General features: G+C 57.3%; 14 protein-coding genes. 10 read left to right on the top strand and 4 right to left on the bottom strand.

What is annotated here, in order from left to right; all coding sequences use genetic code 11:
* The first annotated feature begins 43 nt into the window (after positions 1–43).
* From ACR0JR_RS14125 to ACR0JR_RS14150, 6 genes are read left to right on the top strand one after another with little or no spacing between them, the layout of a single operon-like run.
* Positions 44–1,198, top strand: a complete 1,155-nt coding sequence (locus tag ACR0JR_RS14125) for an LLM class flavin-dependent oxidoreductase (protein WP_170780775.1) — start codon at positions 44–46, stop codon at positions 1,196–1,198.
* Positions 1,198–2,088, top strand: coding sequence for an aldo/keto reductase (locus tag ACR0JR_RS14130; RefSeq protein ID WP_480456676.1), 891 nt, complete (start codon positions 1,198–1,200; stop codon positions 2,086–2,088). The genes ACR0JR_RS14125 and ACR0JR_RS14130 overlap by 1 nt, the downstream gene beginning before the upstream one ends.
* A complete protein-coding gene (locus ACR0JR_RS14135; protein WP_170780773.1) occupies positions 2,088–2,603 on the top strand; it encodes a flavin reductase family protein in 516 nt (171 codons plus the stop codon). Before ACR0JR_RS14130 ends, ACR0JR_RS14135 begins: the two co-directional genes overlap by 1 nt.
* A 53-nt stretch (positions 2,604–2,656) precedes the next feature.
* The gene (locus ACR0JR_RS14140) at positions 2,657–3,244 is read left to right on the top strand and encodes a TRAP transporter small permease (protein WP_480456677.1); all 588 of its coding nucleotides are present in this window, start codon (positions 2,657–2,659) and stop codon (positions 3,242–3,244) included.
* Entirely contained in the window at positions 3,245–4,534 is a 1,290-nt protein-coding gene (locus ACR0JR_RS14145; RefSeq protein WP_170476074.1) for a TRAP transporter large permease, read from the top strand. It abuts the gene before it with no gap.
* Between the two features lie 20 nt (positions 4,535–4,554).
* Complete coding sequence (locus ACR0JR_RS14150; RefSeq protein ID WP_480456678.1) at positions 4,555–5,616, top strand: TRAP transporter substrate-binding protein; 1,062 nt, start codon at positions 4,555–4,557, stop codon at positions 5,614–5,616.
* A 30-nt stretch (positions 5,617–5,646) separates the two neighbouring features.
* On the opposite strand, the gene ACR0JR_RS14155 is transcribed toward ACR0JR_RS14150, so the two are convergent.
* The gene (locus tag ACR0JR_RS14155; protein WP_170476070.1) at positions 5,647–6,117 is read right to left on the bottom strand and encodes a tetratricopeptide repeat protein; all 471 of its coding nucleotides are present in this window, start codon (positions 6,115–6,117) and stop codon (positions 5,647–5,649) included.
* A 15-nt stretch (positions 6,118–6,132) separates the two neighbouring features.
* Here ACR0JR_RS14155 and ACR0JR_RS14160 point away from each other — a divergent pair, with 15 nt between their 5' ends.
* Both ACR0JR_RS14160 and ACR0JR_RS14165 read left to right on the top strand, forming a co-directional pair.
* On the top strand, positions 6,133–7,401 hold the full coding sequence (locus tag ACR0JR_RS14160; RefSeq protein ID WP_480456679.1) for a cytochrome-c peroxidase: 1,269 nt from the start codon (positions 6,133–6,135) through the stop codon (positions 7,399–7,401).
* 210 nt (positions 7,402–7,611) lie between these two features.
* Positions 7,612–8,784 (top strand): acetate/propionate family kinase, encoded by a 1,173-nt coding sequence (locus ACR0JR_RS14165; protein ID WP_170476067.1) that lies wholly within the window; start codon positions 7,612–7,614, stop codon positions 8,782–8,784.
* 219 nt (positions 8,785–9,003) lie between these two features.
* On the opposite strand, the gene gph is transcribed toward ACR0JR_RS14165, so the two are convergent.
* Positions 9,004–9,672, bottom strand: a complete 669-nt coding sequence (gph, locus tag ACR0JR_RS14170; protein WP_480456680.1) for a phosphoglycolate phosphatase — start codon at positions 9,670–9,672, stop codon at positions 9,004–9,006.
* A 221-nt stretch (positions 9,673–9,893) separates the two neighbouring features.
* Between gph and hemP the strand changes: the two genes are divergently transcribed.
* On the top strand, positions 9,894–10,061 hold the full coding sequence (hemP, locus tag ACR0JR_RS14175; RefSeq protein ID WP_010441016.1) for a hemin uptake protein HemP: 168 nt from the start codon (positions 9,894–9,896) through the stop codon (positions 10,059–10,061).
* Positions 10,058–10,534 carry a hypothetical protein gene (locus tag ACR0JR_RS14180; RefSeq protein ID WP_480456681.1) on the top strand — a complete coding sequence of 159 codons (477 nt, stop codon included), beginning with the start codon at positions 10,058–10,060 and terminating at the stop codon, positions 10,532–10,534. The genes hemP and ACR0JR_RS14180 overlap by 4 nt, the downstream gene beginning before the upstream one ends.
* Positions 10,535–10,580: 46 nt before the next feature.
* Here the strand turns inward: ACR0JR_RS14180 and ACR0JR_RS14185 are convergent, their stop codons facing one another.
* Together ACR0JR_RS14185 and ACR0JR_RS14190 are read right to left on the bottom strand one after the other, a co-directional pair.
* Positions 10,581–13,646, bottom strand: a complete 3,066-nt coding sequence (locus tag ACR0JR_RS14185) for an aminotransferase class III-fold pyridoxal phosphate-dependent enzyme (protein ID WP_480456682.1) — start codon at positions 13,644–13,646, stop codon at positions 10,581–10,583.
* 104 nt (positions 13,647–13,750) lie between these two features.
* Positions 13,751–14,623, bottom strand: a complete 873-nt coding sequence (locus tag ACR0JR_RS14190; RefSeq protein WP_480456683.1) for an NAD(P)-dependent oxidoreductase — start codon at positions 14,621–14,623, stop codon at positions 13,751–13,753.
* Positions 14,624–14,627: the final 4 nt, after the last annotated feature.

Here is a 14,627-nt window from a genome sequence, read left to right on the forward strand (position 1 = left end):
GCTACGCAAGAGGAAAGTCAAAGATGTACGGAGCGTGAATCAAATGACCATCGTCCCCATCACATCCCCCGACCTGGATGCGGCCGAGGTTTCGTGGTTTGCAGCGCTCTGCTCGGATGACTACCAGTTTCTGGGTGTGCCCGATGGTGATCTGCGATCCAGTTGGGAGCATTGCTCGGGCATCGTTAAAGAGGCCGAGGCGCAAGGATTTCGCAACATCCTTTGCCCATCGTCATATCAGGTCGGACAGGACACCCTGAGCTTTGTCGCTGGGTGCGCGCCGATTACCGAAAAAATCAACCTACTGGCCGCCGTGCGCTGTGGTGAGATGCAGCCCATCATGCTGGCCCGCACCATCGCGACGCTGGACCACATGCTTAAGGGGCGGTTGACGGTCAATATCATCTCGTCCGATTTTCCCGGTGAAAAAGCCGATAGCGCTTTCCGATATCAACGCTCGCGCGAAGTGGTGGAAATCCTGAAACAGGCCTGGACGCAGGATGAGATTAACCATGCGGGCGAGGTCTACAATTTTTCGAGCCTGACTACGGACCCGGCCCGGCCTTACCAGGCTGGTGGGCCACTTCTGTATTTTGGCGGCTACTCCCCGTCTGCTTTGGACCTGTGTGGCGAGCATTGCGATGTCTATCTGATGTGGCCGGAAACCAAGGATCAGTTGGCCGAGAGGATGAAAGCCGTTCATGCCGTTGCCGAGAATTACAATCGTACTCTGGATTACGGTCTGCGCGTCCACATGATTGTTCGCGATACCGAGGCTGAGGCACAGGAATACGCCGACTACATCGTTTCGAAACTGGATGACGAATACGGTCGCGCGATCCGCGAGAGGGCGTTGGACGCGACATCGTTGGGTGTGGCGCATCAATCCAAGAACCGTGATCTGGCGGATGAATATGGCTATGTCGAACCCGGCCTGTGGACCGGCGTCGGTCGCGCGCGTTCGGGCTGTGGTGCAGCGCTGGTCGGTTCGACCGATCAAGTTATGTCTAAGATTGAAGAGTATCAGAAGATGGGCATCCGCGCCTTCATCTTCTCGGGCTATCCGCACATGGACGAGGCCAAGCATTTTGGCGCCCGCGTGATGCCCAACCTGAAAACCTGCTCGCTTCCCGAAGCCTACGGACGCGTGCCAGCAACCACCCCGGCGACCCCGCTGGGCAACGGAGTTCGTCGCTAATGCAACGTGTGAAACTATCTGACACGCTGGAAATGAGCCGCCTTGTCTATGGCATGTGGCGCTTGGGTGATGACAGTGACACCTCGACAGCGCATGTCGAGGCCAAGATACAGGCTTGTCTGGATCAAGGGATCACCACCTTCGACCAGGCAGATATCTACGGTGGATACGCAGCCGAAGCTGTTCTGGGCAACGCCTTGCGCGCCAATCCCAGCCTGCGCCAGAAGATGGAGATCGTCACCAAATGTGACATCGTCGCGCCAATGGGTCGCTATGCGGAGGCCAAGGTCAAATACTACGACACATCGCGCGCGCATATTCTGAAATCGGTGGATACGTCTCTGTCGGAAATGGCGATTGACCACATCGACCTGCTATTGATCCACCGCCCTGATCCAATGATGGACCACACTGAAACCGGTGCAGCGCTGGACGAGGTGGTTGCGAGTGGCAAGGTCGGGGCTGTAGGCGTGTCAAACTTCCGCCCTTGGGATTGGTCTCTGCTGCAGTCGGCAATGAAAACCCAGTTGGTCACCAATCAGATTGAAATCTCGCTTGGAGAAATCGGCCCGTTCACTAACGGTGATCTGGCGTTCCATCAGCAGTATGGACATCCGCTGATGGCGTGGTCCCCGCTTGGCGGCGGCCTTTTGATGGCCGGGAACCCTCCGGTCGGTGTTGTAGCGGATGAGATCGCCGCAGAATTCGGCGTGGACCGAGCCGCAGTGGCCGTTGCCTTCCTGCTCGCGCATCCGGCAAACATCCTACCGGTTCTGGGCACAAATAATCTGGGCCGCATCAAGCGCGTCTCGGATGCTTTGAAGGTCAAGCTGGATCGTGAAAGCTGGTACCGCCTGTATGAGGCGGCGCTGGGACATGAGGTGCCATGATGAATGCAATCTCGCGCGATATGAACCATACATTCGTCCCGCATAAAGACGACACGCGCACCCTGCGTGATGCCTTTGGCCGTTTTGCCACGGGTGTTACCGTCGTGACCTGCGACAGCGAAGATGGCCCGATCTGTATTACTGCCAACAGCTTTTCGTCCCTGTCGCTGGACCCAGCCTTGGTGATGTGGGCCGGAGACCGCAACTCGCGCCGGTTCCGCTATTTCCAAGAGGCACGTCATTTCAGCGTGCATGTTCTGTCTGCCGAACAGGCCGAGCTATGCTTTGGGTGTTCGAAAGACGCCCACGCGCTGCGTGATATCGAGCATGACCGGTGTGAAAACGGCACCCCGTTGTTGCCGGGCAGTCTTGCCCGGTTCGAGTGCGAGCAGCACGCTTATCACGATGCGGGCGATCATGTGATCGTGGTGGGCAAAGTTCTGAAGGTCAGCATGGCGGATGGAGACGCGCTGACTTTCTTTGCCGGAAAACTCGGCCAATTTGCGCAGAGCTAAGCGCGATATGACGATTGCGGGGCAAACCCGCAGCTGAACAAGGGAGGATCCGCATGGGCGGACTGGCATCGGCGCTAGCGCCGATTGCATTCGTGAACGAAACCGTGCTGCGATTGGGCCGCGCGGTTGGTGTCGTTGCGATTGCAGTCATGGTAATCGCAATCCTGATCCAAGTGTTCTTTCGATACGTTCTGGGCAACGCCCTGCCATGGCCGGACGAGGCTGCGCGGTTTTGCATGCTCTGGATGACGGGCCTGATGGCCCCCACCGCTTTCCGCCGCGGAGGGTTCGTTGCCATCGATATGCTTGCGCGTCTCCTGCCGCGTGCGCTTGGCCTTTCGCTCAATCTGTTCCTGCTGCTGATATCGCTGGTCGTGCTGTTGGTTGCTGTCAATATTGGCTGGTCCGAGGTCACAGGTTTTGGCGGCAAGTTTGCCACCGCGGCCCTGTATCTGCCCACGTCTTTTGGGTTCGATGAATGGTACCGCATCCCGCGCAGTTGGATGATGGCTTCGCTGCTGGTGGGGATCATCCTGCTGATCTCGGTGAATATCGAACTGATCCTGCGATCCCTAGTGACCATGCTGGGCGGAGCGCATCTTCTGCCCGAAATTCCCGAAGCTGCGGTGGGGGCTGAATAGATGCTGATTTGGTTCCTGCCTACATTCCTTGTCTTCCTGCTGATCGGCCTGCCGGTCTTTTTCGCGCTACTGGCTGCACCCGGTATATTGCTGTGGCTGAGTGGCCAAACCAACGACATCACGCTGCTCTATCGCAATGTCTATAACGGCATGGACAGCTTCCCGCTGATGGCCATTCCGTTTTTCATGCTTGCCGGAGAGCTGATGAATCGCGGCGGTATCACCATCCGCCTCGTCGAGTTCAGCCAGGCCCTGATGGGCCACCTGCGGGGCGGTCTTGCGCATGTGAATGTGCTTAGCTCGATCCTGTTCGCGGGTCTGTCCGGCTCTGCCGTCGCCGACACATCGGCGCTTGGATCTATGCTGATCCCGGCGATGGAGAAGCAGGGCTATACTCGCAAGTTTGCCGCCGCGATCACAGCGGCCAGTTCGGTGATCGGGCCGATCATCCCGCCCTCGGGCATCATGATCATCTATGCCTATGTCATGGGTGAAAGCGTGGCTGCCCTGTTCCTTGCAGGTATTGTGCCCGGTGTAATGGTTGGCGTTGGACTGATGCTGATGATCAAAGTCATGGCCGATCGTTATGACTTCCCAGTCGCGAGCCGCAAATACACTTGGCCCGAACGTCGTCAGGCCAGCCTTAAGGCCTTCTTTCCGCTGATGACACCAGTGATCATTCTGGGTGGTATTCTTGGCGGAATCTTCACGCCTACCGAGGCCGCCGCCGTTGCCGTGGGATACGCTTTCATTATCGGTTTCTTTGTTCTGCGCACCCTTACTTTGAAGGAAGTTCCCGAAATACTTAGCAACGCGGGAATGACCTCGGCGGTCGTCTTGCTGTTGGTGGGCGCGGCAATGGCGTTTAAGACGGTGGTCAGCCTCAGCCATGCGCCGGAACAGTTGGCTTCGCTAATCCTCAGCCTATCGGAAAACCCGCTGATCCTGCTGTTCCTGATCAACCTGCTTTTGTTCATCGTGGGTATGTTTCTGGACGCAGGCCCGGCGATCATCATCCTTGGCCCGATCCTTGGTCCGATCTTCACCAGTCTTGGTGTCGACCCGATCCATTTCGCCATCATCATGAGCGTCAACCTGACCGTTGGTCTGGCCACACCGCCAATGGGTCTGGTTCTGTTCGTAGCCGCCGCAGTGTCGCGGGAGCGGGTAGAAACCATCGCCAAAGCCATCCTGCCGTTTCTGGCAGTCGAAATCATTGTGATCTTCCTGATCACATACATCCCCGCACTATCCATGACGATCCCGAGGATAACGGGATTTGCAAACTGAGTTTCACAGGGAGGAAACGCATGCTCAGAAGATTTATCAAAACCGCAGCGGTGGCCACATCGTTGGTGGCTGCATCAGCGATTGCCGCGACAGCCGCCGACTACACGCTACGCGCCACAGCAAACTCGAATGAAAACGATGAAGACTATGACGGTCTGGTCGTTTTCAAAAACTATGTCGAGGCGGCCTCGAACGGAGCCATTGAGGTTGAGCTGTTCATCGGAACGCAGCTTTGCTCGAACGGTGCCGAGTGTCTGCAGGGCGTGGCGGATGGCACCATCGACATCTACATCTCCACCTCTGGCGGCGCGTCGGGCATCTTTCCTTACGTGCAGGTTCTGGACCTGCCCTATCTGATGGCCGATGACCGCATTGCCGAACACGTGTTGTCAGGCGATTTCACCCGCCAAATGCGCGACATGGCGCTGGAAGATTCCGGTGGCGCGATCCGCTTGATGACCATTGGCAACACCGGTGGCTGGCGCAACTTCGCCAATACGCAGCGTCGTGTGGCCGAGCCTGGCGATATGGAAGGTCTGAAAATCCGCACAGTCGTGGCCGACCTGCCACAAGAACTGGTTAAGGCTCTTGGTGCCTCGCCGACCCCAATCCCGTGGCCGGAACTGTTCACCAGCTTCCAGACCGGTGTGGTTGAAGGATCCAAAAACGGCATCACCGACATCATGGGCATGAAATTCCCCGATGCGGGTCTGCAATACGTCACGCTTGATGGTCACGCTTACATGGGTGCGCTGTGGTGGATGAACAACGCCAAATTCCAGGAAATGCCCGAGGACATGCGTCGCGTTGTCGTGGATGGTTTCTATGCGCTGCAGCAGGCCACCTTTGCCTCGCCCAAGCGCAAATCGATCCAAGCATACGAAGATTTCGTTGCTGGCGGAGGTGATCTCTACGTACCTACACCCGAGCAGAAAGCCGCGTTCAAAGAGGCTGCAACCCCTGTCTATGCGTGGTTCCAGTCAAACGTGGCACGCGGGGACGAAGTGTTCACTGCGCTGACCGAGGCCGTTGCAGCGGCTGAGGCGGATGTAAACGCCTCGCGTGATGCGGACCTGAACTAAATTGTTGGGTCGGGTCTTTGGACCCGGCCCTCACCGAAACGGGTACATCCACCCTTTGTAGTCGTTGACCAGAACATGCGCCCTTTCGATCTGCTCCGGCGACATCTTTTTGACCACTTCCTCAAGGCTGATCGCCGCATCGGGATCGCCGCCAATCGCGCTGAGCGTGTACCACATGTAGGCTCGCACCAGATCAGGCGCAGGCATGCCCAGACCCAGCTCATAATACCAGCCGATGCCGGATTGTGCCCCCGGATGTCCCTTCATCGAGGCGCGCAGATACCATTCGAACGCGCGCTCATAGTCTTGCTCGACCCCAAGACCCAGCCCGTACATCACACCGATCAACTCTTCGGCTTCGGCATTGCCGGATCGCGCCGCTGGCAACAGTTCTTCGCGCGCGGCCTTAAACTCCCCGGCTTCCATCAAATCACGCGCCTGTTCCAACTCGGCCAGCGCCGGAGTCGCAAGCAGATAAAGGGCAAATACAAACTGGCGCATGGGGTTGCTTTCCTCTTGGCCGGGGCCGCGGCGGCTCAGGATTTGCCGCGCCCGCTGACGGATTCTGATTTCATTCCCTTTGATATGGAACAGGCCGCTATCGGTCATCAACTGTTTTACGATCCTATCCTGTCGGGTAACCAAAACATTGCTTGCGCTCATTGCCATCACCCGGATTTTGGCACCTCGGACGGGCTGTCTCTGGGCATCGGCGAAGGCGGGCAAGGGCTAGGCCCGGACCGCACGCCCGGCATCGGGGCGGATAAGATCCGCAAGCGAATTCCGCGGAACTCGCCGGGCTTGTGGAATCTGGGGGCCAAGGAGATCCATACGGTCTTTCACGACGGCCGCCTGAGTATCTCGGACGTTTACGGCAACGGCTTCAATTCACCTGCACAGGAGTGGCTGCCGGAAGGATTGAACTCCCTATTGGCCGCACAAGCATTGTTCCCGCTGACCTCGCAGTTCGAGATGGCTGGTAATGTCGCCGAAAATCAGGTGACGGGCGCGGTGCATGACCGCATCGACAAAGGTTGGCCGATCCTCGCGAAGCGCGTCCGCACCGACCCTCTCTATGGCCCAGCAATGGTCAGTGCGTTTGATGAAATCGACACGACCGAAGACATCACGATTACCCAGATCGCCAACGCGCTGGCCGCGTTCATGGCATTGGAATGGCGCAGCACAGACAGTCCGTTTGATCAATTTCTGGCCGGAGATCGGTTGGCCCTGACGCCACAACAAAAAGAAGGGATGTCCCTGTTCTTTGGCGACGCGGGCTGTTCTGCCTGCCACTCTGGCCCATTGCTTTCGGATCAAAGTTTCCATGCATTGGGGTTGCCTGCGTTTGGTCCGGGGAAAACCCGTCAGTGGGATCCTTATGCGCGCGACGTGGGCCGTGTGGGTGAAAGCAATCGCCTGGAAGACGCCTATCGGTTCCGCACGCCAATGCTGCGGAACGTTGCCAAAACGGCACCCTACGGTCACAACGGTGCGTTTCCCGATCTTGAAGGTATTGTACGCCATCACCTGAACCCGCAGGAAAGCCTTGCGACATGGACCTCAGATATGGCAGCCCTTCCCGAAGTGCCGTGGCTGGAACGTGTCGACTTCATCGTCTGGGAAGACAGCTTAGAGATGGCTCGCCAGCGCCGCAAAATCGATATTACCCGGCAAAATCTGACGGATGATCAGATCGCCGACCTAGTTGCCTTTCTTCATGCTCTGACGGGAACGACGCTTGATACGCCGCTCTTTGGTGTGCCCGAGGGCTTTGAACCCTAGAAGAGCTTGGCCATGTCATTGGACATTTGCTTGAAATCTCATAATGCTCCGGTCAAATCCACCGCCGAGAGATTCAATGCATTGCCACTACAATCCAAATGATCAGTTACAGAATTGCGATATTGCAGATCTGACGCGGCGCTTCACAATACAGGATGCAGCTGCCTTGGATGCGACTCTGCAACGGGAACGTATATCGGGAAGATTCTGATGGACCATATCATTACTCTGAATTCGGGTTCGTCTTCACTCAAGTTTGGGTTGTTCACAACCACCGGAGACGATCCGGTGCTGATCTGCTCGGGTGAGGTTGAGAGTATTGGCAGTGCGGCGGCACAGATCAGCGCAAAGACCACGGATCGCCGGGTACTTGTCGATACCACTTCCGAGGCTCTTCACGATCAGGCCAGCGCACTGGACTACATTCTGGATTTTCTAGAGCGAGAATTCCCGGCTGCACGTGTGGCAGCCGTTGGGCACCGCATTGTGCACGGCGGGCCGGACAATGATCGACCGATATTGCTGACCCCCGATAGTTTGCAGGTGCTTGAAAAGCTCGAGCCTTTTGCGCCGTTGCACCAGCCTTACAATCTGCATGGTGCACGCGCGGCGATGGAAAGGTTCCCAGATGCCAAGCAGGTTGCCTGTTTCGATACGGCTTTTCACCGCCATCACCCCTGGGTCAATGACACCTTCGCATTGCCGACCGAGTATTACGACATAGGCGTTCGGCGTTATGGTTTTCACGGGTTGAGCTATGATTACATCTCGGACCATTTGGCCAACACTGCCCCACTAATTCACGGTGGGCGCGTGGTTGTAGCCCATCTTGGCAACGGTGCTTCGATGTGTGCCATGATCGCAGGCCGCTCGGTCGGGTCGAGCATGGGATTTTCGGCCATGGATGGTTTGCCTATGGGCACGCGCTGCGGTCAGTTGGATCCGGGGGTTGTGCTGTATCTCATGGATCAACAGGGCATGAATGCGGACGAGATATCGGATCTTCTTTATCGCAAATCCGGGTTGCTGGGACTTTCGGGTATGACCAATGACATGCGCACACTCGAGGCGTCGAATACGCCGGGTGCGCGTAATGCAATCAACTATTACACCTTCCGGATTCGCCGCGAACTAGGTGCATTGGCCGCCGTGCTGGGTGGGCTGGACGCGGTTGTGTTTACCGGTGGGATCGGAGAGAACTCGACCTACATCCGTGATCGCATCTGCACTGATATGGGATGGTTGGGCATCGAGCTGGACCATGATGCAAACGCTGATAACAGGCGGGTTATTTCCACCGATTTGTCGCGCGTGAAATTGATGGTCATTCCGACAAATGAGGAATTGGTAATAGCGCGGGCGGCGGCTGCGCAGATCGGTTGAATCTTCTCATTCGAAGCGCGCTGGTTTGAAGATTTTTTCTGGGATCAGACAAAAATTTTTCGACACTACGGGAATCCCCCAATTTCGCGTTTCCCGAAGATGCGTTAACTTTTCCTTAACTACCGGGCCAGTGCGCCCAACCACTTTCACTAATTTCCCCCGATGAGGGGCTGGCTTCCTACCCCCTTGGCCGGCCCCTCAACTTTTTTGGGACTAGGCTTACACCGTATCGTTTTGAATGATTTGCCGAACGAGTGCAGGCAGCTTGGCGCTGTTTTGATAGCTGAGCGTGTGCGGCAGGTCCGAAATAGGTGATTTGCGATAGCCTTGTTCAAATAGCAAAAACGGTACCCCTGCACGCTGGGCTGTTTCGGCATCAACCTCGCTGTCTCCGACAAAAATGTGCGGGCCGGCAGCCTGCAGCGCCTCAAAGCTGGCGTGCAGATGCGCTGGGTCGGGCTTGCGGATATCCAAGGTGTCGCCGCCAAATACCGTGTCGAAATAAGGCTGCAGCTTCAGTTCGCTCAATACATGCCTGGCCGGCGCTTCGGGTTTGTTGGTACAGACCCCAAGCGCACATCCCATTTCACGCAGTTCTTCCAATGCCTCAAAGACTCCGGGGTAAACGACGGTCTGGTCGCACGCGCCCGCATTGTAGTGCTTTAAGGTAAGCTGCGTCAGTTCCGCGTGCCGATCCGGCTCTATCCCGCAATGGGTCATTACACGCTCGACCAATTTAGGCAGACCGTTTCCGACGAATCTACGGATCGTGTCATTAGGCAAGGCCGGATGCCCTTGATCATCCAGCATTCGATTTGCTGCAGCAGCGATGTCGGCAAGGCTGTCTACCAAGGTGCCGTCCAGGTCAAATACAACGACTGCCGTCATCTGCGAATCCACCTTTAACTATTGATGATTAGTGCCTAGGTCGCAATTCGTGACGACGCAATGGAGAGCCGAATAATTGGCTTCAAAACTGTGGCTTGACAAACCTTACTATTTTTATCAGATTAATTTTACGAACAGATAGCCAACCCTATTCAGGGTCAGCCAGATCAAGCGAAACAAACCGACAGGCCACGTGCCAAAGACGCTCTGGAGATGCCCCGATGAACATGCAAACCCCCTCCTCGACGCAAAGTTATGCTGTTTCAATGCTGCCGGCTCATAAAGCAGAAGACCTGACAAACGGTGGCAATCTGGCCCATATCGAGCTGGGCGATCAGCTTTATACACTGCGCATCACCCGCGCGGGCAAACTGATCCTGACCAAATGAGCGCACCTTCTTCGCGCGGCGGGGCGGCCGTCGGTCGTCTGACCGACCTGAGCCCCATTGAGGCCGGTGCCGTCATGTACCTGCGCCTCTGGGGTGATGGTGACAAAGGCCGCGCCAACGCTGCTAGTGATTTCGACATCGCGCTGGGCGCAGATCAGGGCCATGCCACGATGCTGACTTTGGATCGGCTGTGTTCACTGTGTACGCATCATGGTCGCCGCCCGCTGGTGCGCCATGGCTTGGGATGCGCCTGTCTGGGGGCTGATGAGAACTGCTTTGCCCAGATGATCGGCGCCGCGTCCGAGGGCGCGCGCGAGGACGCGATGATGATGGCCTCGCTGATTGTGCGACCTGATTTTGCCCCAGCATTGGCCTCATTGTCCGAGGAACTGGGGCTGGCTCTACGCCGGATGATTTTAGCGGCACCTTTGCCGACGACAGGGCACCAACCCCCAAATGCGGTGCTCCACTGATCGGTGGTAGCAAAACCCCGGCCATTTTGCCGGGGTTTTGTTTTACTCAGCAGCAGCCACAGCCTGCATGGTTGTGGTCGTGATCGCGTTCGAGGTCGGGGCTATAGTCCCCAACCTCCGCAAGTACTTCCCGCAACGCCCAAAGGATCATGTCCACATCTTCCGCTTCGATGGTTAGCGGCGGCCGTATTTTCAGGATATTGTCCTTCGGCCCCTCGCTGCCAATCAGGATGCGGTGATCGCGCATCCGGTTTTTAACGTAGCTACAGATCTCGCCACTTTCCGAGCCATCTGGGTTGATCAGTTCTACGCCCAGAAAAAGGCCCATACCGCGCACATCGCCAACGCAGGAAAAGTCTGCTTCAATCTGCCTGAGGCCGTCCATCAGGCGAGCCCCCATGACGCGGGCATTTTCTTGCAAGCCTTCGTCGTCGACAATGTCCAGCACCTCTTTCCCGATCCTGCAGGACAGGGTTGAGCCACCAAAAGTAGAAAAGAACTCGATCCCGTTGTCGAAGCTTTGGGCGATCTCTTTGGTGGTGACCAGCACGCCCAGGGGGTGGCCGTTGCCGATGGGTTTTCCCATGACCACGATGTCAGGCAGCGCGGCCTGATGTTCAAAGCCGAAGTAATGTTCGCCCAATCGCCCAAGACCAGTCTGAACCTCATCTGCGATACAGACCCCGCCGGCAGCGCGGATTTTCTCGTAGACAGCAGGCAAATAGCCCTTTGGCGGGATGATCTGCCCGCCGACCGAAGGGAAGGTTTCTGCGATAAAGCCCGCAAGGTCGTGGCCTTTCGCCTGTAATGCCTCAATCGCCGGATCAACCAGATCCGCAAACCTCCGGGCACGGTCGGGATCGTCACGGCGGAACGAACCGCGATAGTCATTTGCGATCTCAACCAGTTCCACCCAATCGGCTTGCCCAACCCCTCGGGGTTTGTTGAACTTGTAAGCTGAGATCGCCACCGCTGCGTTTGTGTTTCCGTGATAGCCGTGATCCGGCGTCACGATACCCTTCGCCCCGGTATGCGCGCGCGCCAGCCGCAAGGCCAGTTCGTTGGCTTCGGTTCCCGAGTTGACGAAGAAACAGACCTCAAGGTGATCTGGCAGTTTCGACAAAATCTTGTCAGCAAATGCGGTCTGCGCAGGATGCAGATAGCGGGTGTTGGAGTTCATCCTCTTCAGCTGATCCGCCGCGACCGCTTGAATGCGCGGATGTGCATGGCCCACATGTGGCACGTTGTTGTACGCGTCCAGATAAGGCCGCCCCCATTCGTCGAACAGGTGATGCTTCCAACCGCGCACCAGCATGACCGGATCATCATAGGTAAGGCTGAGGTTGCCGCCAAAGTGATCGCGTCGGTCTTGTAGGATAGCTTGCTTGTCGGTTGGGCGATAGAAAACCTTCTCATCCGACAGGTTCAACAAAGCCGCCGGGTTGGGGCACACCGCTTTCCACAGTTCCATCTCATCCGGGTCGGCAACTCCGGGCCAGTCGGCCTGCATCCCGTCGGTCGTCAGTGCCAGTTGGAAATGCACATGCGGGGCCCAGCCACCATTCTGGCTGGCATTGCCCAGCCGGGCAAAAGCCGCACCCTGAGCCACCGGATCACCGGGTTTCAAACGCTCGCTTACTTCGGGGTCCAAATGGCCGTAGAGCGTATAGAACGCGTCCCCCTCGGGTGTTTCGTGATGTAGGATCACCACCCCACCGTAATCGAGATGAGCGTCCCGGTTCTCAACCACCTCGACCCGACCACTCAGCGGCGCATGAAGCACCGTTCCGGCTGGAGCAAACACATCCACCGCCAGATGCACGGTGCGCCGATCCGACGCTTTCCACGGACCCTTGCGGAACCCTGGCTCCGCATAGATCAAGCGGGGTTCATTGTAATAGCCAAGCCAGAGGCCCTCTCCGAATTCCTCTCCGACTCGTGCCGCCTCAGCAAGCGGCATGTGGAATGGATTTTGTGGCCATGTTGAATTTTCCACAGACAACGAGCCCATCGGCGCATCGCATAAATCCTGCCCGAACATCTGTGCGAAATGCCCGCGATGGCTGGACAGGTAGGTGTGGACACGCTCGGCTCCGTCAACTACCGGCAGGCCACAAGCGGCGCGCAGGCGGGCTGGCATGAGCGCGCCATTGATCTTCGCGTCCTCCAGGAATCGCCACGCCGGAGCCTGGCTGATTGTCACATAAGGGTCGTCCGGGTTCTCGGCCGCCATCAGAGTAGAGTTCACCACCGACACTGCCAGCCGCATCTGCAGAAGGGGCCAGATCAGGTCGATCTCATCAGGTCGCAAACGGTTGGCGGCGTGATAGCCACGCACCAAAGCGGCCAATGCGCGTTCGGGTTTTGGGTGGTCCAGAACGACATAGGCCCCGGCAATGGCCAGTTCGCATACACGCGGTGCTGCGCACATATCACCAAGGTCGATCAGGCCCGAGACGCTTCGACGTTCGCTCAACTCACCTTCAACAAGGATATTGTAGTCATTGGCATCATTGTGGATCGCCTGTTTAGGTAAGCCGTTCAGCTGATCACCGATGGCATCAAATTCTAAGGCTATCTGTCGCAGTCGCGCGCGCCGTGCCGGATCAGAAATTGCCCCCAGTTGATCAACAATCCAACCAGCTTGGGTCAGGTCCCATTTGAAATCTGCACGACTTAAGCCCTTGTGCTTGAACGCCTCCAGCGCCCGGTCCGTTGCGCCTAGAACACGCCCCAGCTTGAGGATCAGGTCCTCGTTTTTTGGCACACTGCGGGCAAAGCACTGCCCCGGCATTCGTTCAAGCAGCCAGACCAGCCGCGGCTGCCCATCCGCGTCAGCAATTTCAGGCAACATGGTTCCGTTCAAATCAGAAACAACGTCAGGAAACGGCAAGCCAGGAGCCTCGGTATCGAGATGCTTTAATGTTTTGATTTGCAAATCCACCAGATCAGCGTCGCAGCCGCCCCGCATTACTTTGAGCACATAGTCCTGCCCATTCGTGGCCTCGACTAGAAAGTTGAGGTCATATTCCCCATCCAACCGCGTTAGACGGGCTTCCAGCCCCCAGTTCTGACGCAGCTTTCCAGCCCAATATGCATTTAGATCGCCCATGCATTACCCCATGCCATTCCCAACTTGATCCCCTTAATCTGGCCAAAAATACTCTCAGGGGGATCGCGCCCCGGTGCGATGGGGGGCAGATAGCCCCCCTGCCGTCAGCTCAAAGCACGCAGGCGTTTGAACAGCGAGGACGTATCCCACCGGCCGCCGCCCAGTTTCTGCACATCCTTGTAGAACTGATCGACTAGCGCGGTAACGGGCAGCGATGCGCCGGTCTCATTTGCTGTATTCAGGCAGATCCCCAAATCCTTGCGCATCCAATCCACGGCGAAGCCATGTTCGAAGTGGTCATCCAACATGGTCTCGTACCGGTTTGCCATTTGCCAACTGCCCGCAGCGCCCTGGCTGATTACCTCGACGACAGCACGGCCATCTAGACCGGCGTTCTCAGCAAAATGCAGCGCTTCGCTGAGGCCTTGCACCAGCCCGGCAATGGCGATCTGATTGCACATCTTCGTCATCTGGCCTGCACCGTTGTCGCCAATGCGGCGGCAGATCTTGGAATAGACCTGCATCACCGGTTCAGCTGCGTCATAGGCCTCCTGATCGCCACCACACATGATCGACAATACACCATTCTCGGCCCCGGCCTGACCGCCCGAGATCGGGGCATCCACAAAAGCGATCCCATCAGCTTTGCCAGCCTCGTACAACTCGCGCGTCACTTTGGCGGATACCGTAGTGTGGTCCACAAAGATTGAACCTTTGGCCATTCCGTGAAAGGCCCCATCCTTACCTGTGCACACCATGCGCAGATCGTCGTCGTTGCCGACACAGGCCATCACGAATTCTGCCCCTGCCGCGGCTTCACGCGGAGTAAGCGCCATGGTTCCGCCATGCTGGGCAACCCAGGCCTCTGCTTTGGATGCGGTGCGGTTATAGACTGTGACGTCGTGACCGGCGGCCTGAAGGTGCCCGGCCATCGGGTAGCCCATGACGCCCAGACCAAGGAAAGCGATTTTTGCCATGTGA

The sequence above is a fragment of the Ruegeria sp. AA3 genome (assembly GCF_056542905.1).

Excerpts from the sequence above, each read along its gene's own strand:
- ACR0JR_RS14125 (WP_170780775.1), top strand. The coding sequence starts at position 44 with ATGACCATCGTCCCCATCACATCCCCCGACCTGGATGCGGCCGAGGTT.
- ACR0JR_RS14130 (WP_480456676.1), top strand. The coding sequence starts at position 1,198 with ATGCAACGTGTGAAACTATCTGACACGCTGGAAATGAGCCGCCTTGTC.
- ACR0JR_RS14135 (WP_170780773.1), top strand. The coding sequence starts at position 2,088 with ATGAATGCAATCTCGCGCGATATGAACCATACATTCGTCCCGCATAAA.
- ACR0JR_RS14140 (WP_480456677.1), top strand. The coding sequence starts at position 2,657 with ATGGGCGGACTGGCATCGGCGCTAGCGCCGATTGCATTCGTGAACGAA.
- ACR0JR_RS14145 (WP_170476074.1), top strand. The coding sequence starts at position 3,245 with ATGCTGATTTGGTTCCTGCCTACATTCCTTGTCTTCCTGCTGATCGGC.
- ACR0JR_RS14150 (WP_480456678.1), top strand. The coding sequence starts at position 4,555 with ATGCTCAGAAGATTTATCAAAACCGCAGCGGTGGCCACATCGTTGGTG.
- ACR0JR_RS14155 (WP_170476070.1), bottom strand. The coding sequence starts at position 6,117 with ATGCGCCAGTTTGTATTTGCCCTTTATCTGCTTGCGACTCCGGCGCTG.
- ACR0JR_RS14165 (WP_170476067.1), top strand. The coding sequence starts at position 7,612 with ATGGACCATATCATTACTCTGAATTCGGGTTCGTCTTCACTCAAGTTT.
- gph (WP_480456680.1), bottom strand. The coding sequence starts at position 9,672 with ATGACGGCAGTCGTTGTATTTGACCTGGACGGCACCTTGGTAGACAGC.
- hemP (WP_010441016.1), top strand. The coding sequence starts at position 9,894 with ATGAACATGCAAACCCCCTCCTCGACGCAAAGTTATGCTGTTTCAATG.
- ACR0JR_RS14180 (WP_480456681.1), top strand. The coding sequence starts at position 10,058 with ATGAGCGCACCTTCTTCGCGCGGCGGGGCGGCCGTCGGTCGTCTGACC.
- ACR0JR_RS14185 (WP_480456682.1), bottom strand. The coding sequence starts at position 13,646 with ATGGGCGATCTAAATGCATATTGGGCTGGAAAGCTGCGTCAGAACTGG.
- ACR0JR_RS14190 (WP_480456683.1), bottom strand. The coding sequence starts at position 14,623 with ATGGCAAAAATCGCTTTCCTTGGTCTGGGCGTCATGGGCTACCCGATG.